Source organism: Streptomyces sp. NPDC033178, assembly GCF_055577685.1.
This window is the reverse complement of sequence record NZ_JBVIPT010000013.1, coordinates 217,927-232,299: the sequence shown is the minus strand read 5'-3', so window position 1 is coordinate 232,299 and position 14,373 is coordinate 217,927. Positions and strand designations below refer to the sequence as shown.

15 protein-coding genes are annotated in these 14,373 nt (G+C 70.8%); 5 read left to right on the top strand and 10 right to left on the bottom strand.

What is annotated here, in order from left to right:
• Positions 1–13: 13 nt before the first annotated feature.
• Positions 14–775, bottom strand: coding sequence for an SDR family oxidoreductase (locus ACZ5VQ_RS30320; RefSeq protein ID WP_469107658.1), 762 nt, complete (start codon positions 773–775; stop codon positions 14–16).
• 17 nt (positions 776–792) lie between these two features.
• Complete coding sequence (locus ACZ5VQ_RS30315; protein WP_469107657.1) at positions 793–1,971, bottom strand: phytanoyl-CoA dioxygenase family protein; 1,179 nt, start codon at positions 1,969–1,971, stop codon at positions 793–795.
• A 110-nt stretch (positions 1,972–2,081) separates the two neighbouring features.
• Here ACZ5VQ_RS30315 and ACZ5VQ_RS30310 point away from each other — a divergent pair, with 110 nt between their 5' ends.
• The 4 genes from ACZ5VQ_RS30310 to ACZ5VQ_RS30295 all read left to right on the top strand — a co-directional run bounded on the left by ACZ5VQ_RS30310 (position 2,082) and on the right by ACZ5VQ_RS30295 (position 5,903).
• Positions 2,082–3,128, top strand: a complete 1,047-nt coding sequence (locus ACZ5VQ_RS30310) for a LacI family DNA-binding transcriptional regulator (RefSeq protein ID WP_362088419.1) — start codon at positions 2,082–2,084, stop codon at positions 3,126–3,128.
• A 276-nt stretch (positions 3,129–3,404) separates the two neighbouring features.
• On the top strand, positions 3,405–4,196 hold the full coding sequence (locus ACZ5VQ_RS30305; protein ID WP_469107656.1) for a sulfite exporter TauE/SafE family protein: 792 nt from the start codon (positions 3,405–3,407) through the stop codon (positions 4,194–4,196).
• A 128-nt stretch (positions 4,197–4,324) separates the two neighbouring features.
• Positions 4,325–5,302, top strand: coding sequence for a TerC family protein (locus tag ACZ5VQ_RS30300; protein WP_469107655.1), 978 nt, complete (start codon positions 4,325–4,327; stop codon positions 5,300–5,302).
• Positions 5,303–5,369: 67 nt separating this feature from the next.
• A complete protein-coding gene (locus ACZ5VQ_RS30295; protein ID WP_469107654.1) occupies positions 5,370–5,903 on the top strand; it encodes a phosphatase domain-containing protein in 534 nt (177 codons plus the stop codon).
• 43 nt (positions 5,904–5,946) lie between these two features.
• On the opposite strand, the gene ACZ5VQ_RS30290 is transcribed toward ACZ5VQ_RS30295, so the two are convergent.
• From ACZ5VQ_RS30290 to egtA, 5 genes are all read right to left on the bottom strand, one after another.
• Entirely contained in the window at positions 5,947–6,162 is a 216-nt protein-coding gene (locus ACZ5VQ_RS30290; protein WP_189839283.1) for a dodecin, read from the bottom strand.
• A 124-nt stretch (positions 6,163–6,286) separates the two neighbouring features.
• Positions 6,287–7,249 (bottom strand): L-histidine N(alpha)-methyltransferase, encoded by a 963-nt coding sequence (gene egtD / locus ACZ5VQ_RS30285; protein ID WP_469107653.1) that lies wholly within the window; start codon positions 7,247–7,249, stop codon positions 6,287–6,289.
• Entirely contained in the window at positions 7,246–8,037 is a 792-nt protein-coding gene (gene egtC / locus ACZ5VQ_RS30280) for an ergothioneine biosynthesis protein EgtC (protein WP_469107652.1), read from the bottom strand. The genes egtD and egtC overlap by 4 nt, the downstream gene beginning before the upstream one ends.
• A complete protein-coding gene (egtB, locus tag ACZ5VQ_RS30275; protein ID WP_469107651.1) occupies positions 8,037–9,383 on the bottom strand; it encodes an ergothioneine biosynthesis protein EgtB in 1,347 nt (448 codons plus the stop codon). The genes egtC and egtB overlap by 1 nt, the downstream gene beginning before the upstream one ends.
• Positions 9,380–10,714, bottom strand: coding sequence for an ergothioneine biosynthesis glutamate--cysteine ligase EgtA (gene egtA / locus ACZ5VQ_RS30270; RefSeq protein ID WP_469107650.1), 1,335 nt, complete (start codon positions 10,712–10,714; stop codon positions 9,380–9,382). The genes egtB and egtA overlap by 4 nt, the downstream gene beginning before the upstream one ends.
• Before the next feature lie 257 nt (positions 10,715–10,971).
• Here egtA and ACZ5VQ_RS30265 point away from each other — a divergent pair, with 257 nt between their 5' ends.
• A complete protein-coding gene (locus tag ACZ5VQ_RS30265) occupies positions 10,972–11,925 on the top strand; it encodes a TIGR02452 family protein (protein WP_469107649.1) in 954 nt (317 codons plus the stop codon).
• On the opposite strand, the gene ACZ5VQ_RS30260 is transcribed toward ACZ5VQ_RS30265, so the two are convergent.
• From ACZ5VQ_RS30260 to ACZ5VQ_RS30250, 3 genes are all read right to left on the bottom strand, one after another.
• Complete coding sequence (locus ACZ5VQ_RS30260) at positions 11,910–12,356, bottom strand: type II toxin-antitoxin system PemK/MazF family toxin (protein WP_359932449.1); 447 nt, start codon at positions 12,354–12,356, stop codon at positions 11,910–11,912. The two genes, ACZ5VQ_RS30265 and ACZ5VQ_RS30260, sit on opposite strands and share 16 nt — an antisense overlap.
• Positions 12,357–12,512: 156 nt before the next feature.
• A complete protein-coding gene (locus ACZ5VQ_RS30255) occupies positions 12,513–14,009 on the bottom strand; it encodes an SPFH domain-containing protein (protein ID WP_469107648.1) in 1,497 nt (498 codons plus the stop codon).
• 145 nt (positions 14,010–14,154) lie between these two features.
• Positions 14,155–14,373 carry a hypothetical protein gene (locus ACZ5VQ_RS30250; RefSeq protein ID WP_307519262.1) on the bottom strand — a complete coding sequence of 73 codons (219 nt, stop codon included), beginning with the start codon at positions 14,371–14,373 and terminating at the stop codon, positions 14,155–14,157.

Sequence of the window (14,373 nt, the reverse complement as noted above, 5' to 3'; positions counted from 1 at the left end):
CCCAGGGGGCGGTTCAGTCGAGTCCGCCGAAGACGATCTGGTCCCAGTCGATGACCGAGCCGGTCACCACACCGCTGCGGTCGGAGAGCAGGAAGACGACGAAATCGGCGATCTCGTCGACCTGCCCGAGTTTGCCCATCGGCTGGGCTGCGGCGGCCTTTTCCCGCCAGTCGTCGCCCGCCCCGTGGAAGGCACGCTGGGTGGCGTCCTCGCCCTCGGTGTCGGTCCAGCCGATGTTGAGGCCGTTGATGCGGACGCGGTCCCAGCGGTGCGCGTGGGCCGCGTTGCGGGTCAGCCCGGCGAGGCCGGCCTTCGCCGTGGAGTACGGCGCCAGGTGCGGCGGGCCGCCGTGCGCGCAGTTCGAGATGATGTTCACGACGGTGCCCGGCGTCTTCCGGGCCGTCATGTCGGCGACCGCGGCCTGCATGGCGAAGAAGGGCGCCCGCAGGTTGATCGCGATGTGCGCGTCGAACAGCTCCGGTGTGGTGTCCAGGAGCGAACCACGTGACGTGAGCCCCGCCGCGTTGACGAGACAGTCGACGCGTCCGTGTGTGTCCACCGTCTGTACGACGCTGTCGCGCGCCTGTGCGGCGTCCGACAGGTCCGCGCGTACGAAGTGGGCACCGGTGTCCGCGGCGAGTTTCTCGCCGACGTCGGCCCGGCGTCCGGTGAAGACGACGGTCGCGCCCTCGCGTACGGCCGCCTGGACGATTCCAGCGCCGACGCCTTGGCTGCCGCCGTTGACGAGGACGACTTTGTCCTCAAGCAGTCCCATGAGTGCTGTTCTCTCCTTCAGCTCCGGCGGCGCTTGGTGCCCGCCTGTAGTTCCTGGCGGAGCCGGGCCGGGGCCCAGCCTTCGGCGACTGCCTGCCAGAGGGTGTCCGCCTGCGAGGGCGGAGCGAGACCGTCGACCGGCGGGTCGAGGTCCAGGTTGGTGGGGAAGGGGTAGCCCTCGGCCGTGGCGGCGACCACGCGGCGCAGCCAGCTCTCCGGGGCGCCCTCCGCCTTGCGGCGCAGCAGCACCGGGAACAGGGCGACGGCCATGGCCTCCCGGTCCACGGACTCCATGGCGCGGCCGAAGGCGGAGGAGACCTGCAGCAGGTTGGCCATGCGCTTGATGTCCGCCGAGCGGTTGTGCCCGGCGGCGTGGAAGAGCGCGGGGTTGAAGAACACCGCGTCGCCCTTCTCCAGCGGGAGCTGGACGTGATGCTCCTCGAAGTACGCGATGAACTCCGGGCGCCGCCAGGCCAGATAGCCGGGCTCGTACTTCTGCGAGTGCGGCAGATACAACGTGGGCCCGGACTCCACGGGCATGTCGCAGTGCGCGACCGCGCCCTGGAGCGTCAGTACGGGGGAGAGGCGGTGGACGTGCGCGGGGTACGTGGCGGCGACGTCGTTGCTCAGGAAGCCCAGGTGGTAGTCGCGGTGCACGCTCTGCGCGGCGCCGCCCGGGTTGACCACGTTGATCTGCGAGGTCACCTGGTAGGCGGGGCCGAGCCAGGCCTCGGAGATCAGGGCCAGCATGTCGTTGGCGTAGTAGTCCGCGAACACCTCCGGCGTGCGCACGGCCACCTTGTCCAGGGCGTTCCACACCCGGTCGTTGGCGCCGGGCTTGGCGAAGTGGTCACCGCGGGACGTGCTGCTCGAACGTTCCTCCTCGATCAGCGCGTTGAAGGCGTCGGAGGCCGCGTCCACGACTGCCGGGTCCGGGAACGCGCCCTTGAAAACGACGACTCCGGGCCCGTCCAGCAGGGCCCGTGCCAACTCGGCCTGCACCTCCCGGCGCCCCCGCGTGGTGACCGCGAGGTCGCGGATCCGATCACTGGCGTAGACCAGGACGTTCTGCTCGATCCGCTCGGCAGTGGGATACAGCTGCCGATCGGTGCTCTGCTCGACCAGCGAGCGGAACGCGTCGAGATCGCAGTCGTCCTCGCTCAGCCACATCGGTGCTCCCGCCTCCGTGGGGGACATCCAGGGTCCTTTCGCCATGCCTGCTTTTCTGCCAGTCTTGTGAACCAGAGCCCGTCATTCAATCCGCAGAGACCCATCAAAAGTCCATCATTATGCTTTCGGGGACCGCCATGCGACATCCTTATCCGATCAGAGAGATCGCCCGTCAAGCGGGTCTGAGCGAAGCCACGGTCGACCGAGTCCTCAACGACCGGGGCGGCGTACGGGAGAGCACCGTCATGGAGGTGCACCAGGCGATCAAGGATCTGGACCGTCAGCGGACCCAGGTACGCATCGGTGGACGTACGTTCATGATCGACATCGTGATGCAGACGCCGGAGCGGTTCTCCACCGCCGTACGGAACGCACTGGAAGTCGAACTGCCGTCGTTGCACCCCGCCGTGGTGCGATCGCGCTTCCACTTCCGGGAGACCTGTCCCGCCGCGGAGCTGATCGCGACCATGGACAAGATCGCGAAGCGCGGTTCGCAGGGCGTGATCCTCAAGGCCCCCGACCTGCCGGAGATCGGCGCGGCCGTCGGCCGACTGGTCGCGACCGGCATCCCCGTCGTCACGCTGGTCAGCGACCTGCCCAGCAGTGCGCGCATGGCGTACGTGGGAATCGACAACCGGGACGCGGGTGCCACCGCCGCCTACCTCATCGGGCAGTGGCTCGGCGACCGGCCCGGCAACGTCCTCGCGACGATCAGCCGGGGCTCCTTCCGCGGTGAGGAGGAGCGCGAGATGGGCTTCCGCAGCGCGATGCGGATCGCGCAGCCCGGGCGCTCCCTGGTGGAGGTCACCGACAGCGACGGCCTGGACGCCACCCAGCGGGACCTCGTCCTGGAGGCCCTCAAACGGGACGAGGACATCGTCGCCGTCTACTCGGCCGGTGGCGGCAACGCCGCGACCCTCGACGCGTTCGACACCCTCGGCCGGGAATGCGCGGTGTTCATCGCCCACGACCTGGACCACGACAACACCCGCTTCCTGCGCGAACGCCGCCTCTCCGCCGTACTCCACCACGACCTCCGCCAGGACATGCGCCGAGCCTGCCAAACCATCATGCGAGCCCACAAGGCCCTCCCGGACGAGGGCCCCTTCCTGCCTTCGGCGATCCAGGTGGTCACTCCGTACAACATGCCGCCGGGTGTACCGCTGGCACCGTTCGCGGTCTGAGGGGCACACGCTTTCAATCCGGCCCGGGCCGACATCTTCAGCCCGTCCGGCGTTTGAGGACGAGCGCGTTCAGCGCGATGCGGGGGTCTGGGGGCGAAGCCCCCAGGGGGCGGGAATGGGTAGGGGCGGCGGGGGCGGAAAACCCGCGAGCCCCGCGGGATGCCGACGCGAAGAAGAGGCCCGCCGTCTGTATATGTAGATGGCGTCTCTAATATGGAACGCCGAAGCCTGGCGTGCCAGAACGCCACCGCACCCCGCGAAGACAAAGAGGGCCACGTGCAAGTGCTGATCGCCGGCCAGCCCACCCCCGGCGCCACACTGCTGCTCCTGGCCGCAGGCGTAGCCTCAGGCCTCGCCGGCTCGATCGCCGGCCTGGCCTCCCTGTTCAGCTACCCCGCACTCCTCGCCGCGGGCCTCCCACCCGTGACGGCCAACGTCACCAACACGGTCGCCCTCTTCTCCAACACGGTCGGAACCGCGGTGGGCTCCCGCGAGGAACTCCGCGGCCGGCGCGCCCGACTGATCCCCCTGGCCCTCACGGCGGCGCTCGGCGGCGCGACCGGCGCGGCCCTCCTCCTCGGCACCCCGTCCTCGACGTTCGAACTGGTCGTACCGTGGCTCATAGCCCTCGGCTCGGTCCTGATCCTGGCCCGCGAACCCCTGCGACGGCTGACCGTGAGACTCAACCCCGGCCGGGACTCCCTGCCGAGGCTCCCGCTGGCCTGTGCCGTCCTGCTCGTCGGCCTGTACGGTGGCTACTTCGGCGCCGCGGCGGGCGTCCTCATGCTGGCCGTCCTCTCCCTGTCCGCGACGGAGCCCCTGCGGGTGACCAACGCCGTCAAGAACATCGCCACCGGCGCGGCCAACGTCACCGCGGCCGTCGCCTACGTCTTCCTCGCCCCGGTCGACTGGAGCGCGGCCCTCACGCTCGGCCTGGGCTGCTTCGTGGGCGCCTGGATGGGACCCGCCGTGGTACGGCGCCTGCCCGAGGCCCCGCTGCGGATCGCGATCGCCCTCGCCGGCCTCGGACTCGCGTGGAGCCTGTGGCGCGAGGCCACCGCGATCTGAACGAGTGCGCCGACGCAACGGTGCGGTGCGTATGCCCGGACGTAGGCGTTTGTTTACCTTCTGGGGGTGGTTTTACTCCTGATGTCTGACAACGCTGTCAGTTCGCACCATCAGCCCCCGGAGGAACAGTGAACGTCTCCCTTGGCGTGTGGGCGCTGTCTGTCGCAGTGCTCTGCGCGCTCATCGCCGTGGACTTCTTCATCGGCCGCAAACCCCATGAGGTCTCCCTCAAGGAGGCCGGCATCTGGAGCGCGGTCTGGGTCGCCCTCGCGGTGGCGTTCGGCATCGGACTGCTGGTGGTCCACGGAGGCGGGCCCGCGGGCGAGTTCTTCGCCGGCTACATCACGGAGAAGTCGCTCAGCGTCGACAACCTCTTCGTCTTCGTCCTGATCATGGCGAAGTTCTCGGTGCCGGCCCAGTACCAGCAGCGCGTGCTGATGGTCGGCGTGCTGGTGGCGCTGGTGCTGCGCACGATCTTCATCGCCGCCGGTGCCGCGATCATCTCGACGTTCTCCTGGGTCTTCTACATCTTCGGAGCGTTCCTGATCTGGACCGCGTGGAAGCTCGTCCAGGACGCCCGAAAGGGCCACGGGGACGAGGAGTACGAGGAGAACAAGCTGCTCAAGGCGGTAGAGACGCGCTTCGGCGTGGCCGACCGCTACCACGGCACCAAGCTGTGGGTCGAGCAGAACGGCAAGCGGGTGATGACCCCGATGATGGTGGTCATGCTGGCGATCGGCTCCACGGACGTCCTGTTCGCCCTGGACTCCATCCCGGCCATCTACGGCCTGACCGAGGAGCCGTACATCGTCTTCACCGCGAACGCCTTCGCGCTGATGGGCCTGCGGCAGCTGTACTTCCTGATCGGCGGCCTGCTCAAGAGGCTCGTCCATCTCTCGTACGGGCTGTCGATCATCCTCGGGTTCATCGGCGTCAAGCTGGTGCTGCACGCCCTGCACGAGTCCGGAGTGCACGTCCCGGAGATCAGCATCCCGTTCTCGCTCGGCTTCATCGTCCTGGTGCTCGCGGTGACGACCTTCACCAGCCTGCGGGCCTCGAAGAAACAGCAGGCGGAGACGGACTCGGAGACGGAGCCCGTGCCGTAGCGAGCGCCTGCCGGAGCGGTCCCCAGCCGTGGGCCCGCGAGGAAAGCGGCGCTCTAGGGTGGGCCGAGTGACGAACACCAGCAGGCCACGCCCCGGATCCGACGCGCGCGCCGACGTCGGCGGGCGCGGGCCCCTCGCCGTATTCGACCTCGACGGCACCCTCGCCGACACCGCGCACCGGCAGAAGTTCCTGGAGCGCAAGCCCCGCGACTGGGACGCCTTCTTCGCGGCGGCGCCCCACGATCCGCCGCTCGCGGAGGGCGTCGCCCTCGCACTGGAGCACGCGCGGGAGTGCGAGATCCTCTATCTGACCGGGCGGCCCGAGCGCTGTCGCAAGGACACGGAGGCCTGGCTCGCCGCGCAGGGCTTGCCCGAGGGCCGCATCCGGATGCGGCGCAACGACGACCGCAGGCCCGCTCGGCGCACCAAGCTGGAGATCCTCCGCGGGCTGGCCCGGGACCGCGAGGTCCGGGTGCTCGTGGACGACGACGAGCTCGTGTGCGAGGACGCCGAGCGGGCCGGCTTCACCGTCGTACGGGCGCGCTGGGCAGCCGCGTCCGAGGCGTTGAAGGTGGCGCAGGAGCGGGAGGGGCGGACCTGAGGGGTTCGCCGGCCCGCTCGCCGCGGCGGTGGAGGTTCAGAGGTCAGCCCGCGTCCTCCAGGCGGAAGCCGACCTTCAGGCCGACCTGGTAGTGCTTGATCTGCCCGTCCTCGATCTGGCCGCGGACCTGGGTGACCTCGAACCAGTCGAGGTTGCGCAGGGTCTGCGAGGCCCGGGAGATGCCGTTGCGGATCGCCTCGTCGACGCCCTCGTGCGAGCTCCCGACGATCTCGGTGATCCGGTAGGTGTGGTCGGACATGCGGGTACTCCTCTCCGCCGTGGCCCGTGTGCCACGCGTCATTCCACGGTGCCGCACGAGGCGGGGGACCGCGATATGTGGGCCCGAGGGACATGGGTCCGTACGGGTTCCTGCCCGGTGCGGGTCACCGGGCCGTGCTCAGCGACAGCGCGAACCTCCCCTCGGGGTCCGTCCACCAGTGCGTGAGGTCGAGACCGGCCGCGGCCAGCTCCGTACGTACGCCCTCCTCACGGAACTTCGCCGACACCTCGGTGCGCATCTCCTCGCCCTCCGCGAAGTCCACGGCGAGGTCGAGCGCGGGAATCTTCACGGTCAGCGCCGAACGGGCGCGCAGCCGCATCTCGATCCACTCCTGCTCGGCGTCCCAGAGGGCGACATGGGTGAACTCGTCGGGGTCGAAGTCGGCGCCGAGTTCGCGGTCGACCACGGTCAGCACGTTCTTGTTGAACGCGGCCGTCACCCCGGCCGCGTCGTCGTAGGCGGCGACGAGGACCGACTCATCCTTGACCAGGTCGGTGCCGAGCAGCAGGGCGTCGCCGGGCGACAGCAGGGAGCGTACGGACGCCAGGAACGCGGCGCGTTCGGCGGGCAGCAGATTGCCGATCGTGCCGCCCAGGAACGCGACGAGCCGCGGACCGGGTGTGCCGGGCAGCGCGAGACCGCCGGTGAAGTCGGCGATCAGCGCGTGCACGTTCAGCGAGGGACGCTCCGCGATCAGCGCCTGGCCTGCCTGGGTGAGCGCGCTCTCGCTCACGTCGACCGGTACGTACGTGTGCAGGCCTGGCATGGCGTCGAGCAGGTGACGGGTCTTGTCGGACGACCCGGAGCCCAGCTCGACGAGCGTGCGCGCGCCGGTCACCCCGGCGATCTCGGCGGCCCGGCCGACGAGGATCTCGCGCTCGGCACGCGTGGGGTAGTACTCGGGCAGTTCGGTGATCTTCTCGAAGAGCTCGCTGCCGTGCGCGTCGTAGAACCACTTGGGCGGGAGCGTCTTGGGCGTGCGGGTCAGGCCGTGCAGGACGTCGGCGCGCAGGGCGGCGTCGGTGGCGTCCTCGGGCAGGGTGCGGGTGACGAGGAACGGGCTCACGTACTGGGCTCCTTGGGTGGGACGGATGCCAGGTGTTCTTCCACGTCCTTGAGCGGCGTGAGCAGGACGTCGGTACGGCTCGCGGCCAGTAGCGTGCGGTCCGGCACCTCCTGCCAGTGCGGATCGTCGTCGTACGGCTCGGACGCCACGACCGTGCGCCGGCCGGGCTCGGTCAGATACCAGAGCGTGTCGCCCCAGGCGGTGGCGGCGATCACCTCGCCGTTGGTGAGCAGGAGGTTGAGCCGTGAACCGGGGGCCGCCGCCGCGACGTCGAGGACCGTGTCGGCGAGCGCCTGGCCCTCCTCGTCGCCGCCGCGCAGCCGGTTCAGGACCAGCGCCCAGACGAGCGCCGAGTCGCAGCGCGCCTCCATCGACAGCAGGTCCTCGGCCGGCAGGGTCCGGGTGAGCGGGGCGAGCGAGCGCGGCCAGCCGGCGACCGCGCCGTTGTGGCTGAACAGCCAGGTCCCCGCGGCGAACGGCGCCGCCGCGGCCTCCCCGTCCGCACTCGCCACGGTCGCGTCGCGCACCGCGGCGAGCAGCGCGCCCGAGCGCACCACCCGCGCCAGATCGGCGAACGACCGGTCGCCCCAGATCGGCCCGGTACGCCGGTAACGCGCCGGCACCGGATCGCCCTCGGCATACCAACCGACCCCGAAACCATCGGCGTTGACGGTCCCGTGCTGTTGCCGCCGTGGCGCCCACGACTGCCGGAAGAGGCTGTGCGCCGGGTCCACGAGGAGCCGTCCGAGCCGCTCCTCGGGTCCCAGGAACGCGAGATGACGGCACATCAGACGGTCTCCGGATCGGCGTCCCGGGCGGTACGGAACCCGGAGAAGATCTGCCGCCGGATCGGGTAGTCCCAGTTGCGGAACGTCCCCCGGCAGGCCACGGAGTCGACCGCGAACGAGCCGCCGCGCAGCACCTTGTACTCCGGCCCGAAGAAGACCTCCGAGTACTCCTTGTAGGGGAAGGCCGCAAAGCCCGGGTAGGGGAGCAGATCGCTGGACGTCCACTCCCACACATCACCGATCAACTGCCGTACGCCGAGCGGGGACTGGCCCTCCGGGTAACTGCCTGCGGGGGCCGGCCGCAGATGGCGCTGGCCGAGATTGGCGTGCTCGGGCGTCGGGTCGGCGTCGCCCCACGGGTAGCGCGTGGAGTGGTCGGCCACCGGGTCGTGGCGGGCCGCCTTCTCCCACTCGGCCTCGGTGGGCAGCCGCCGGCCCGCCCAGCGGGCGTACGCGTCGGCCTCGTACCAACTGACGTGCAGCACGGGCTCGTTCGCCGGTACGAGCTCGGTGACGCCGAAGCGCCGCCGCAGCCACTCGCCGCCCTCGCGGCGCCAGAACAGCGGCGCCTCGATGGAGTGCGCCCGGATGTGGGCCCAGCCGTCCAGCGTCCACCAGCGCGGGTCGGTGTAGCCCCCGTCCGCCATGAACGCCTGGTACGCGCCGTTCGTGACCGGAGTCGTGTCGATGTGGAATGGCGGCACGAGGCGCTGGTGCGCGGGCCGTTCGTTGTCCAGCGCCCATGGCTCGGTGGACGTGCCCATCGTGAACGGGCCGCCGGGGACCAGTACTTCGGACGGTCCGGTGAACGCCGGGTCGGGCATGGGGTCCGGCGCCGTCAACGCCGCCGGTCCCCTGCGCAGCTGATGGGTGATCAGCATCGTTTCGTCGTGCTGCTGTTCGTGCTGGGCGATCATGCCGAAGGCGAAGCCCGCCTCGGTCAGCTGAGTGCCCGTGCCCTGGAAAGAGGCGCTCTCCAGGACGTCGAGCGCCCGGCCGCGCACCTCGGCCGCGTAGTGGCGGGCCTCGGCGGGCGGCAGCAGCGGCAGGGAGGGCCGCTCGGAGCGCGGGTGCTCGAACGCGTCGTAGATGCCGTCGATCTCGGGCCGCATCGCGTCACGGCCGGCGACCGTCCGCAGCAGCCACAGCTCCTCCTGGTTGCCGATGTGCGCGAGGTCCCACACCAGCGGGGACATCAACGGCGAGTGCTGGGCGGTCAGTTCGGGATCCTCCACGCAGGAGGTCAGGAGCGCGGTGCGGTCACGGGCCGTGGTCAGCGCCGCCAGCGCGCGCTTCCTGAGTGTCTCCGGGTCGGTGGGGGAGGAGTGGGTGTCGGGGTCGGTCATGTGCGGATGTCCTTCCCGGGGAGCAGGTGTTCCGTGCTCCGGAGTTCCGTGCCGTTGAACAGTCGGTCGGTGCCGTCGGCGTGGTCGAGGATGTCGTCGGCGGGGCAGCGGCCCCTGGCCACATAGCGGTCGGTGAACTCCGCGACCGCCTCCTGCACCTCGGCGCTCGCGCCGATCCGGGGCAGGGCGTCGGCGGCCGCCGCGAAACAGGTGACGGCGGCCTCGCGCAACTCGGGGTCGGTCAGACCCGCGCGGGCGGCCGCCGTCCACAGCGGGTTCCGCGGCGCGGGCAGCGAGCCGGCCCGCTCGGCGAGCGGTTTGACCGTCCGGTAGGCGGTTTCGGCGGCCTCCGCGTCGTCGAACAGCGCGGCCGTCACGGCGAGCGGCACGATCCAGCCGTTCTCGCCCGGCTGCGCGTCGATCATGCGCAGCTCCAGATGGCCGCGCGGCCGCACCGGCGGGAACAGCGTCGTCTGGTGGTAGTCGAGATCCTCCCGGTCGGGCGGTGCGTCGGACCGGGTCCACGCACGGAAACTCAGCCCCTCCGGCACGTCCCAGGGTCCGCTGGGCGCCCGGACGCACATGACCGGCGCGTCCAGGACGTGCCGGGCCCAGGCCGTCCGAGGATCACCGTCGAGGGGCGGGGCGCTGGTGCGGCCCGGATCCATCGCGGCCCACAGGGACTGCCGGGTGGAGCGCCAGCCCGTGGGCTGCCCACAGGCCATCGGGGAATTGGCGAACGCGGCCACCAGGACCGGGCCCAGCTGGTGCGCGAGCCACCAGCGCCGCCCGTGCCCGAGCGGGCCCGGCTCCTCGTACCCGGCGTCCAGACAGACCTGGACGGAGGCGGAGGTGCACATCATGGCGCGGCCTTCGGGGCCCGTGCGGTCGAGGTAGGTCTCCATGGCGTCGTAGCGCGGGTCATGGAGGAAGCGGGTGGGCGGGTTCCAGGGATCCTGGCCGAGGCCGCTGAGGGCCAGGTCCGCCTCGCGCAGTACCGCGCGTACGGCGTCGAGGTCGGCTGACACGGACCCCACGCACTCCATCAGGGAGGCGGCGGGAGCGGAGCTGAGCTCCAGCTGACCACCCGGTTCGACGGTGAGCGCCGAACTCAGGGGCAGGGCCCGCAGTGCGGCGTAGGCCGCTTCGAGACGTTCTGGTGGTACGGGGAGTCGCGGGGAGCGCGAATCCTGGACGAGCCATTCGAGTTCCACACCGAGGAACCGGGGTGGGCCGGTCTTGAAGCAGATACCGCGGACCAGCGCCTCCACCTCGGCCTCGGTGACGGCGGAGCGGCGGCGCTCCGTACAGTCACTCACCGAATCGGACATGTCGGGATCCTCCTGAGATTCCATCCATGCCGTCGGCCCGGCATCGGATGGGCCGGGCCGACAGTCGCTCGTCCCACCCAAGACCCTTACGGCGCCTCGCACAAGGGTGCGTATCGTCGCTTTTGGGGCCGGGAAACTCTGTTGCGGCGCTATACCAGGATCGCTCACCATGCGTTCATGAGCACGACGGGGGATGCGACGGGGGAGTCGGGGGAGATCGCGCGGGACGCGATCATGGCGCGTACAGGGGTGGCGCCATGAGTGCGCGCCTGCGCGGGATCGCGCGGCAGACGGAGGAGATCGTCGCGGCGGGTTCGTACCGCGCGTCCGACGGACGCACGGTGTCGATCGCCGCGGCGGTGGCCGCCGCGCGGCAGGGCACGCGGATGTACGGGCCGGGGCCCGTGGACATACCACCGACCAGCCCAGTGGCCGTGGCGCGGACCGGCCCCGAGGCATCCACGCCGACGAGTTCCGCGGCGCCCTCGCGGCTCAGCCCTGCGGGCCCCTCGCAGGTCGGCCCGGTGGACACGTTCTTCGAGGTCACGGGCGAGAGCAGCCTGGAGGCGGCGCGCCGGCTGCCGGGCCCGGTCGCGGTCCTGAACTTCGCATCGGCCCGCAACCCCGGCGGGGGCTATCTGAACGGCGCGCAGGCCCAGGAAGAGGCCCTGTGCCGGGCCTCAGCGCTGTACACGTGCGTGGTGGAGGCCAGGGAGTTCTACGACCACCACCGGGCACACCGCGACCCCTTCTACACCGATCGGGTGATCCACTCACCCGCCGTCCCGGTCTTCCGCGACGACCGGGGACAGCTCCTGGACGAGCCGTACACCGCCGGATTCCTGACCGCGGCCGCGCCCAACGCCGGGGTGGTCCTGCGCACGGCGCCGGAGCGCGCGCCCGAGCTGCCTGGCGCCCTGGCGTCACGGGCCGAACGGGTCCTGGAGACGGCCGCGGCGCACGGCTACCGACGGCTGGTGCTCGGAGCCTGGGGCTGCGGCGTCTTCCAGAACGATCCGGCGCAGGTGGCAGGCGCGTTCCGCGCCCTGCTCACGGACGGCGGCCGGTTCGCCGGCTCCTTCGAGCACGTCGTGTTCGGCGTCCTGGACCGTACGAAGGGCGCGGTGGTGCGGAGCGCCTTCGAGCGGGCGTTCCGGGAGGTACTGGAGGCAGAGGTACTGGAGGCGAAGGCGGCTCAGCGCCAGCCGTAGCGCTCCCGCAGCCGGTGCACCACAGAGTTGAACCGCATCCGGTCCAGCGCGCACGCCTCCCGGCGCATCCCCTTCTCGTGCAGCCGCAGCACCCGGTCCACGTCCACCCACGAGTCGCGCCCCGACCGGTCCCACGGCCCGCTGCCGATCGGCACCCACTCCCGGTCACCGTCGTGCCGCTTGCTCGACAGCTGCACGGCGAGAAACGTCCCGGCGGCCTCACGGGCGACGACCAGCACCGGCCGGTCCTTCCCCCGCCCGTCGTTCTCTTCATAGGGCACCCACGTCCACACGATCTCGCCCGGGTCCGGGTCCCCGTCGTGCGCGGGCGAGTACTCGGTACGCACCTGACCCACCCGGCGCGGATCCGCTTCGACGGTGGCAGCGGGCCCGGAGCGCCCGGGAACATCTTGCTCGGCAGAGGCAGTCACGGGGCACACGCTAACGCGCGCCCTTTTGACGAGCCCCCGCACCCCTTCGGCAAGTGCCCGCACCCCTTCGGCCAGGGCTGCGGGCAACTGCCTTCCTGGGGGCGCGGGGAACTGCGTACTCAGCCACACACAACCCGCACCCGGCCACCAGCCGTTCTACGATTCCCCGTCCACCGGAACCTTCTGCGAAGCAGCCGGCGGCGCCGGAAACCCGTTCACCGCCGAACTGTCCTTACCGACCTGCCCGTTCTGATCCTGACCCATCGACGACAGCAACTGCCGAGCCAGCCCCAACCCTGTACCCCCCATCGTCAACGCCTTGGCGAACATGTCGGACATCCCATCGGCCCCGTTGAGCAGCACCATGTGCTCGACGTTCCCGAACGCTCCAGCACCCGCCCTCACGATCTCCGGCCAGTTCTCGGCAAGTTGCTGCGCGACAACGGCCTCCTGGTTCTCTGCCAGCGCGGCGGCCCGCGCCTTGATGGCCTCGGCCTCCGCGAGCCCCTTCGCTCGCGCGGACTCGGCGATCGCAAGGCCCTTGGCCTGCTGGGCGGCGGCCTCCGCCTCACCGGTGGCCCGCGTCGCCGTCGCGGCGGCCGCACCACGTGCCTTGGTCGCCTCGGCCTCGGCACCCGCGGCCGTCGTGACCCGGGTCGCCTCCGCCGCGGCCGCGAGCTCCGTCTCCTTGGCCTTGGCCTGCGCCGCGGAGATCCGGACGTCCCGCTCGGCCTCGGCCAGCGTGCGCTTCTCGTACGCCTTCGCGTCCGCGGGCTTACGGACGTCCGCCTGGAGCTGCTGCTCACGGCGGTGCGCCTCCAGCTCGGCGACACGTGTCTCCTGGACCACGACCTCCTGGCGCGCGGCCGCGTCGGCGAGCGGTCCGGCCTGCCGGGCCTTGGCGGAGGCGTTGTCGCGCTCCGCCTGGTACCCGGCCTGCAGGATCTCGCTGTCCCGGGTCGCCTCCGACATCCGCGCGGCGGCCTGCTGTTCTGCCTCGGTGGCCCGCCGGTTGGCCTCGGCCTGCGCGATCCGGGCGTCCCGCTGCACGGCCGCCGCGTGCGGCATGGCCAGGTTCTTGATATAGCCCGTCGGATCCTCGATCTCGTGGATCTGCAGCGAGTCGACGATCAGCCCCAGCTTCTCCATCTCCGTACCGCAGGCGGCCCGGGTCTGCCCGGTGAGCTTCTCGCGGTCGCGGATCATGTCCTCGACGGTCAATCCGCCGACGATGGACCGCAGATGACCTGCGAACACGTTGTGCACCCGCTCCGACATCAGCTTCTGCTGGTCGAGGAAGCGGCGGCCCGCGTTGGCGATCGACACGAAGTCGTCGCCCACCTTGAAGATGACCACGCCCCGCACCTTGAGCGGAATGCCCTGGTGGGTCACGCAGTCCACGGACAGTTCGGTCTCGTTGAGGTCGAGCGAGAGTTTGCGCACCGCCTGGACGCCCGGCAGCACGAGCGTGCCGCGCCCGGTGACGATACGGAAACCCATGCCCTCCTCAAGGCCTTCGGTGCGGTGCTTCGAACCGGAGATGATCAGTGCTTCGTTGGGCTCGGCGACACGCCACATGAGCTTGAAGACCACAACGATGAATACGAGCGCGAGGACCGCTGCCCCCGCCACGACGCCGACAACCATCGGCATTCGCCCCCTGTTGGATGGTGCCCTTTCGGCACCGAACGAACGGAGTGTGCGCCCGGTCGGGTCCGGCGGTACAGACGCTGACGGCTCTTTGGCGCATCCTTGACGAGCACGACACGCTCACATGGCACAGAGGCTCACGGCCGACTCAACTGTCGTACGCCGCCGACACGTACACCGTCCGGGGCGGCAGGTACTCCACCACCATCACCACCGTGCCCGACTCGATGCGGTCCTTCGGGGAGGCGGGATACGCGAGAAAGTGCTCGGCGCCGCCGCGGACCCGGACGATCACCTCGCCGACGAGCCCCGGCCCGATCGTGCCGGTCACCCGTCCCATGAGGCCCACCATCGACGCGTCGTCCAT

Excerpts from the sequence above, each read along its gene's own strand:
- ACZ5VQ_RS30255 (WP_469107648.1), bottom strand. The coding sequence starts at position 14,009 with ATGCCGATGGTTGTCGGCGTCGTGGCGGGGGCAGCGGTCCTCGCGCTC.
- ACZ5VQ_RS30290 (WP_189839283.1), bottom strand. The coding sequence starts at position 6,162 with ATGTCCGACCACACCTACCGGATCACCGAGATCGTCGGGAGCTCGCAC.
- ACZ5VQ_RS30310 (WP_362088419.1), top strand. The coding sequence starts at position 2,082 with ATGCGACATCCTTATCCGATCAGAGAGATCGCCCGTCAAGCGGGTCTG.
- ACZ5VQ_RS30320 (WP_469107658.1), bottom strand. The coding sequence starts at position 775 with ATGGGACTGCTTGAGGACAAAGTCGTCCTCGTCAACGGCGGCAGCCAA.
- egtB (WP_469107651.1), bottom strand. The coding sequence starts at position 9,383 with ATGACCGACCCCGACACCCACTCCTCCCCCACCGACCCGGAGACACTC.
- ACZ5VQ_RS30265 (WP_469107649.1), top strand. The coding sequence starts at position 10,972 with ATGAGTGCGCGCCTGCGCGGGATCGCGCGGCAGACGGAGGAGATCGTC.
- ACZ5VQ_RS30250 (WP_307519262.1), bottom strand. The coding sequence starts at position 14,373 with ATGGACGACGCGTCGATGGTGGGCCTCATGGGACGGGTGACCGGCACG.
- egtA (WP_469107650.1), bottom strand. The coding sequence starts at position 10,714 with ATGTCCGATTCGGTGAGTGACTGTACGGAGCGCCGCCGCTCCGCCGTC.
- ACZ5VQ_RS30315 (WP_469107657.1), bottom strand. The coding sequence starts at position 1,971 with ATGTCCCCCACGGAGGCGGGAGCACCGATGTGGCTGAGCGAGGACGAC.
- egtC (WP_469107652.1), bottom strand. The coding sequence starts at position 8,037 with ATGTGCCGTCATCTCGCGTTCCTGGGACCCGAGGAGCGGCTCGGACGG.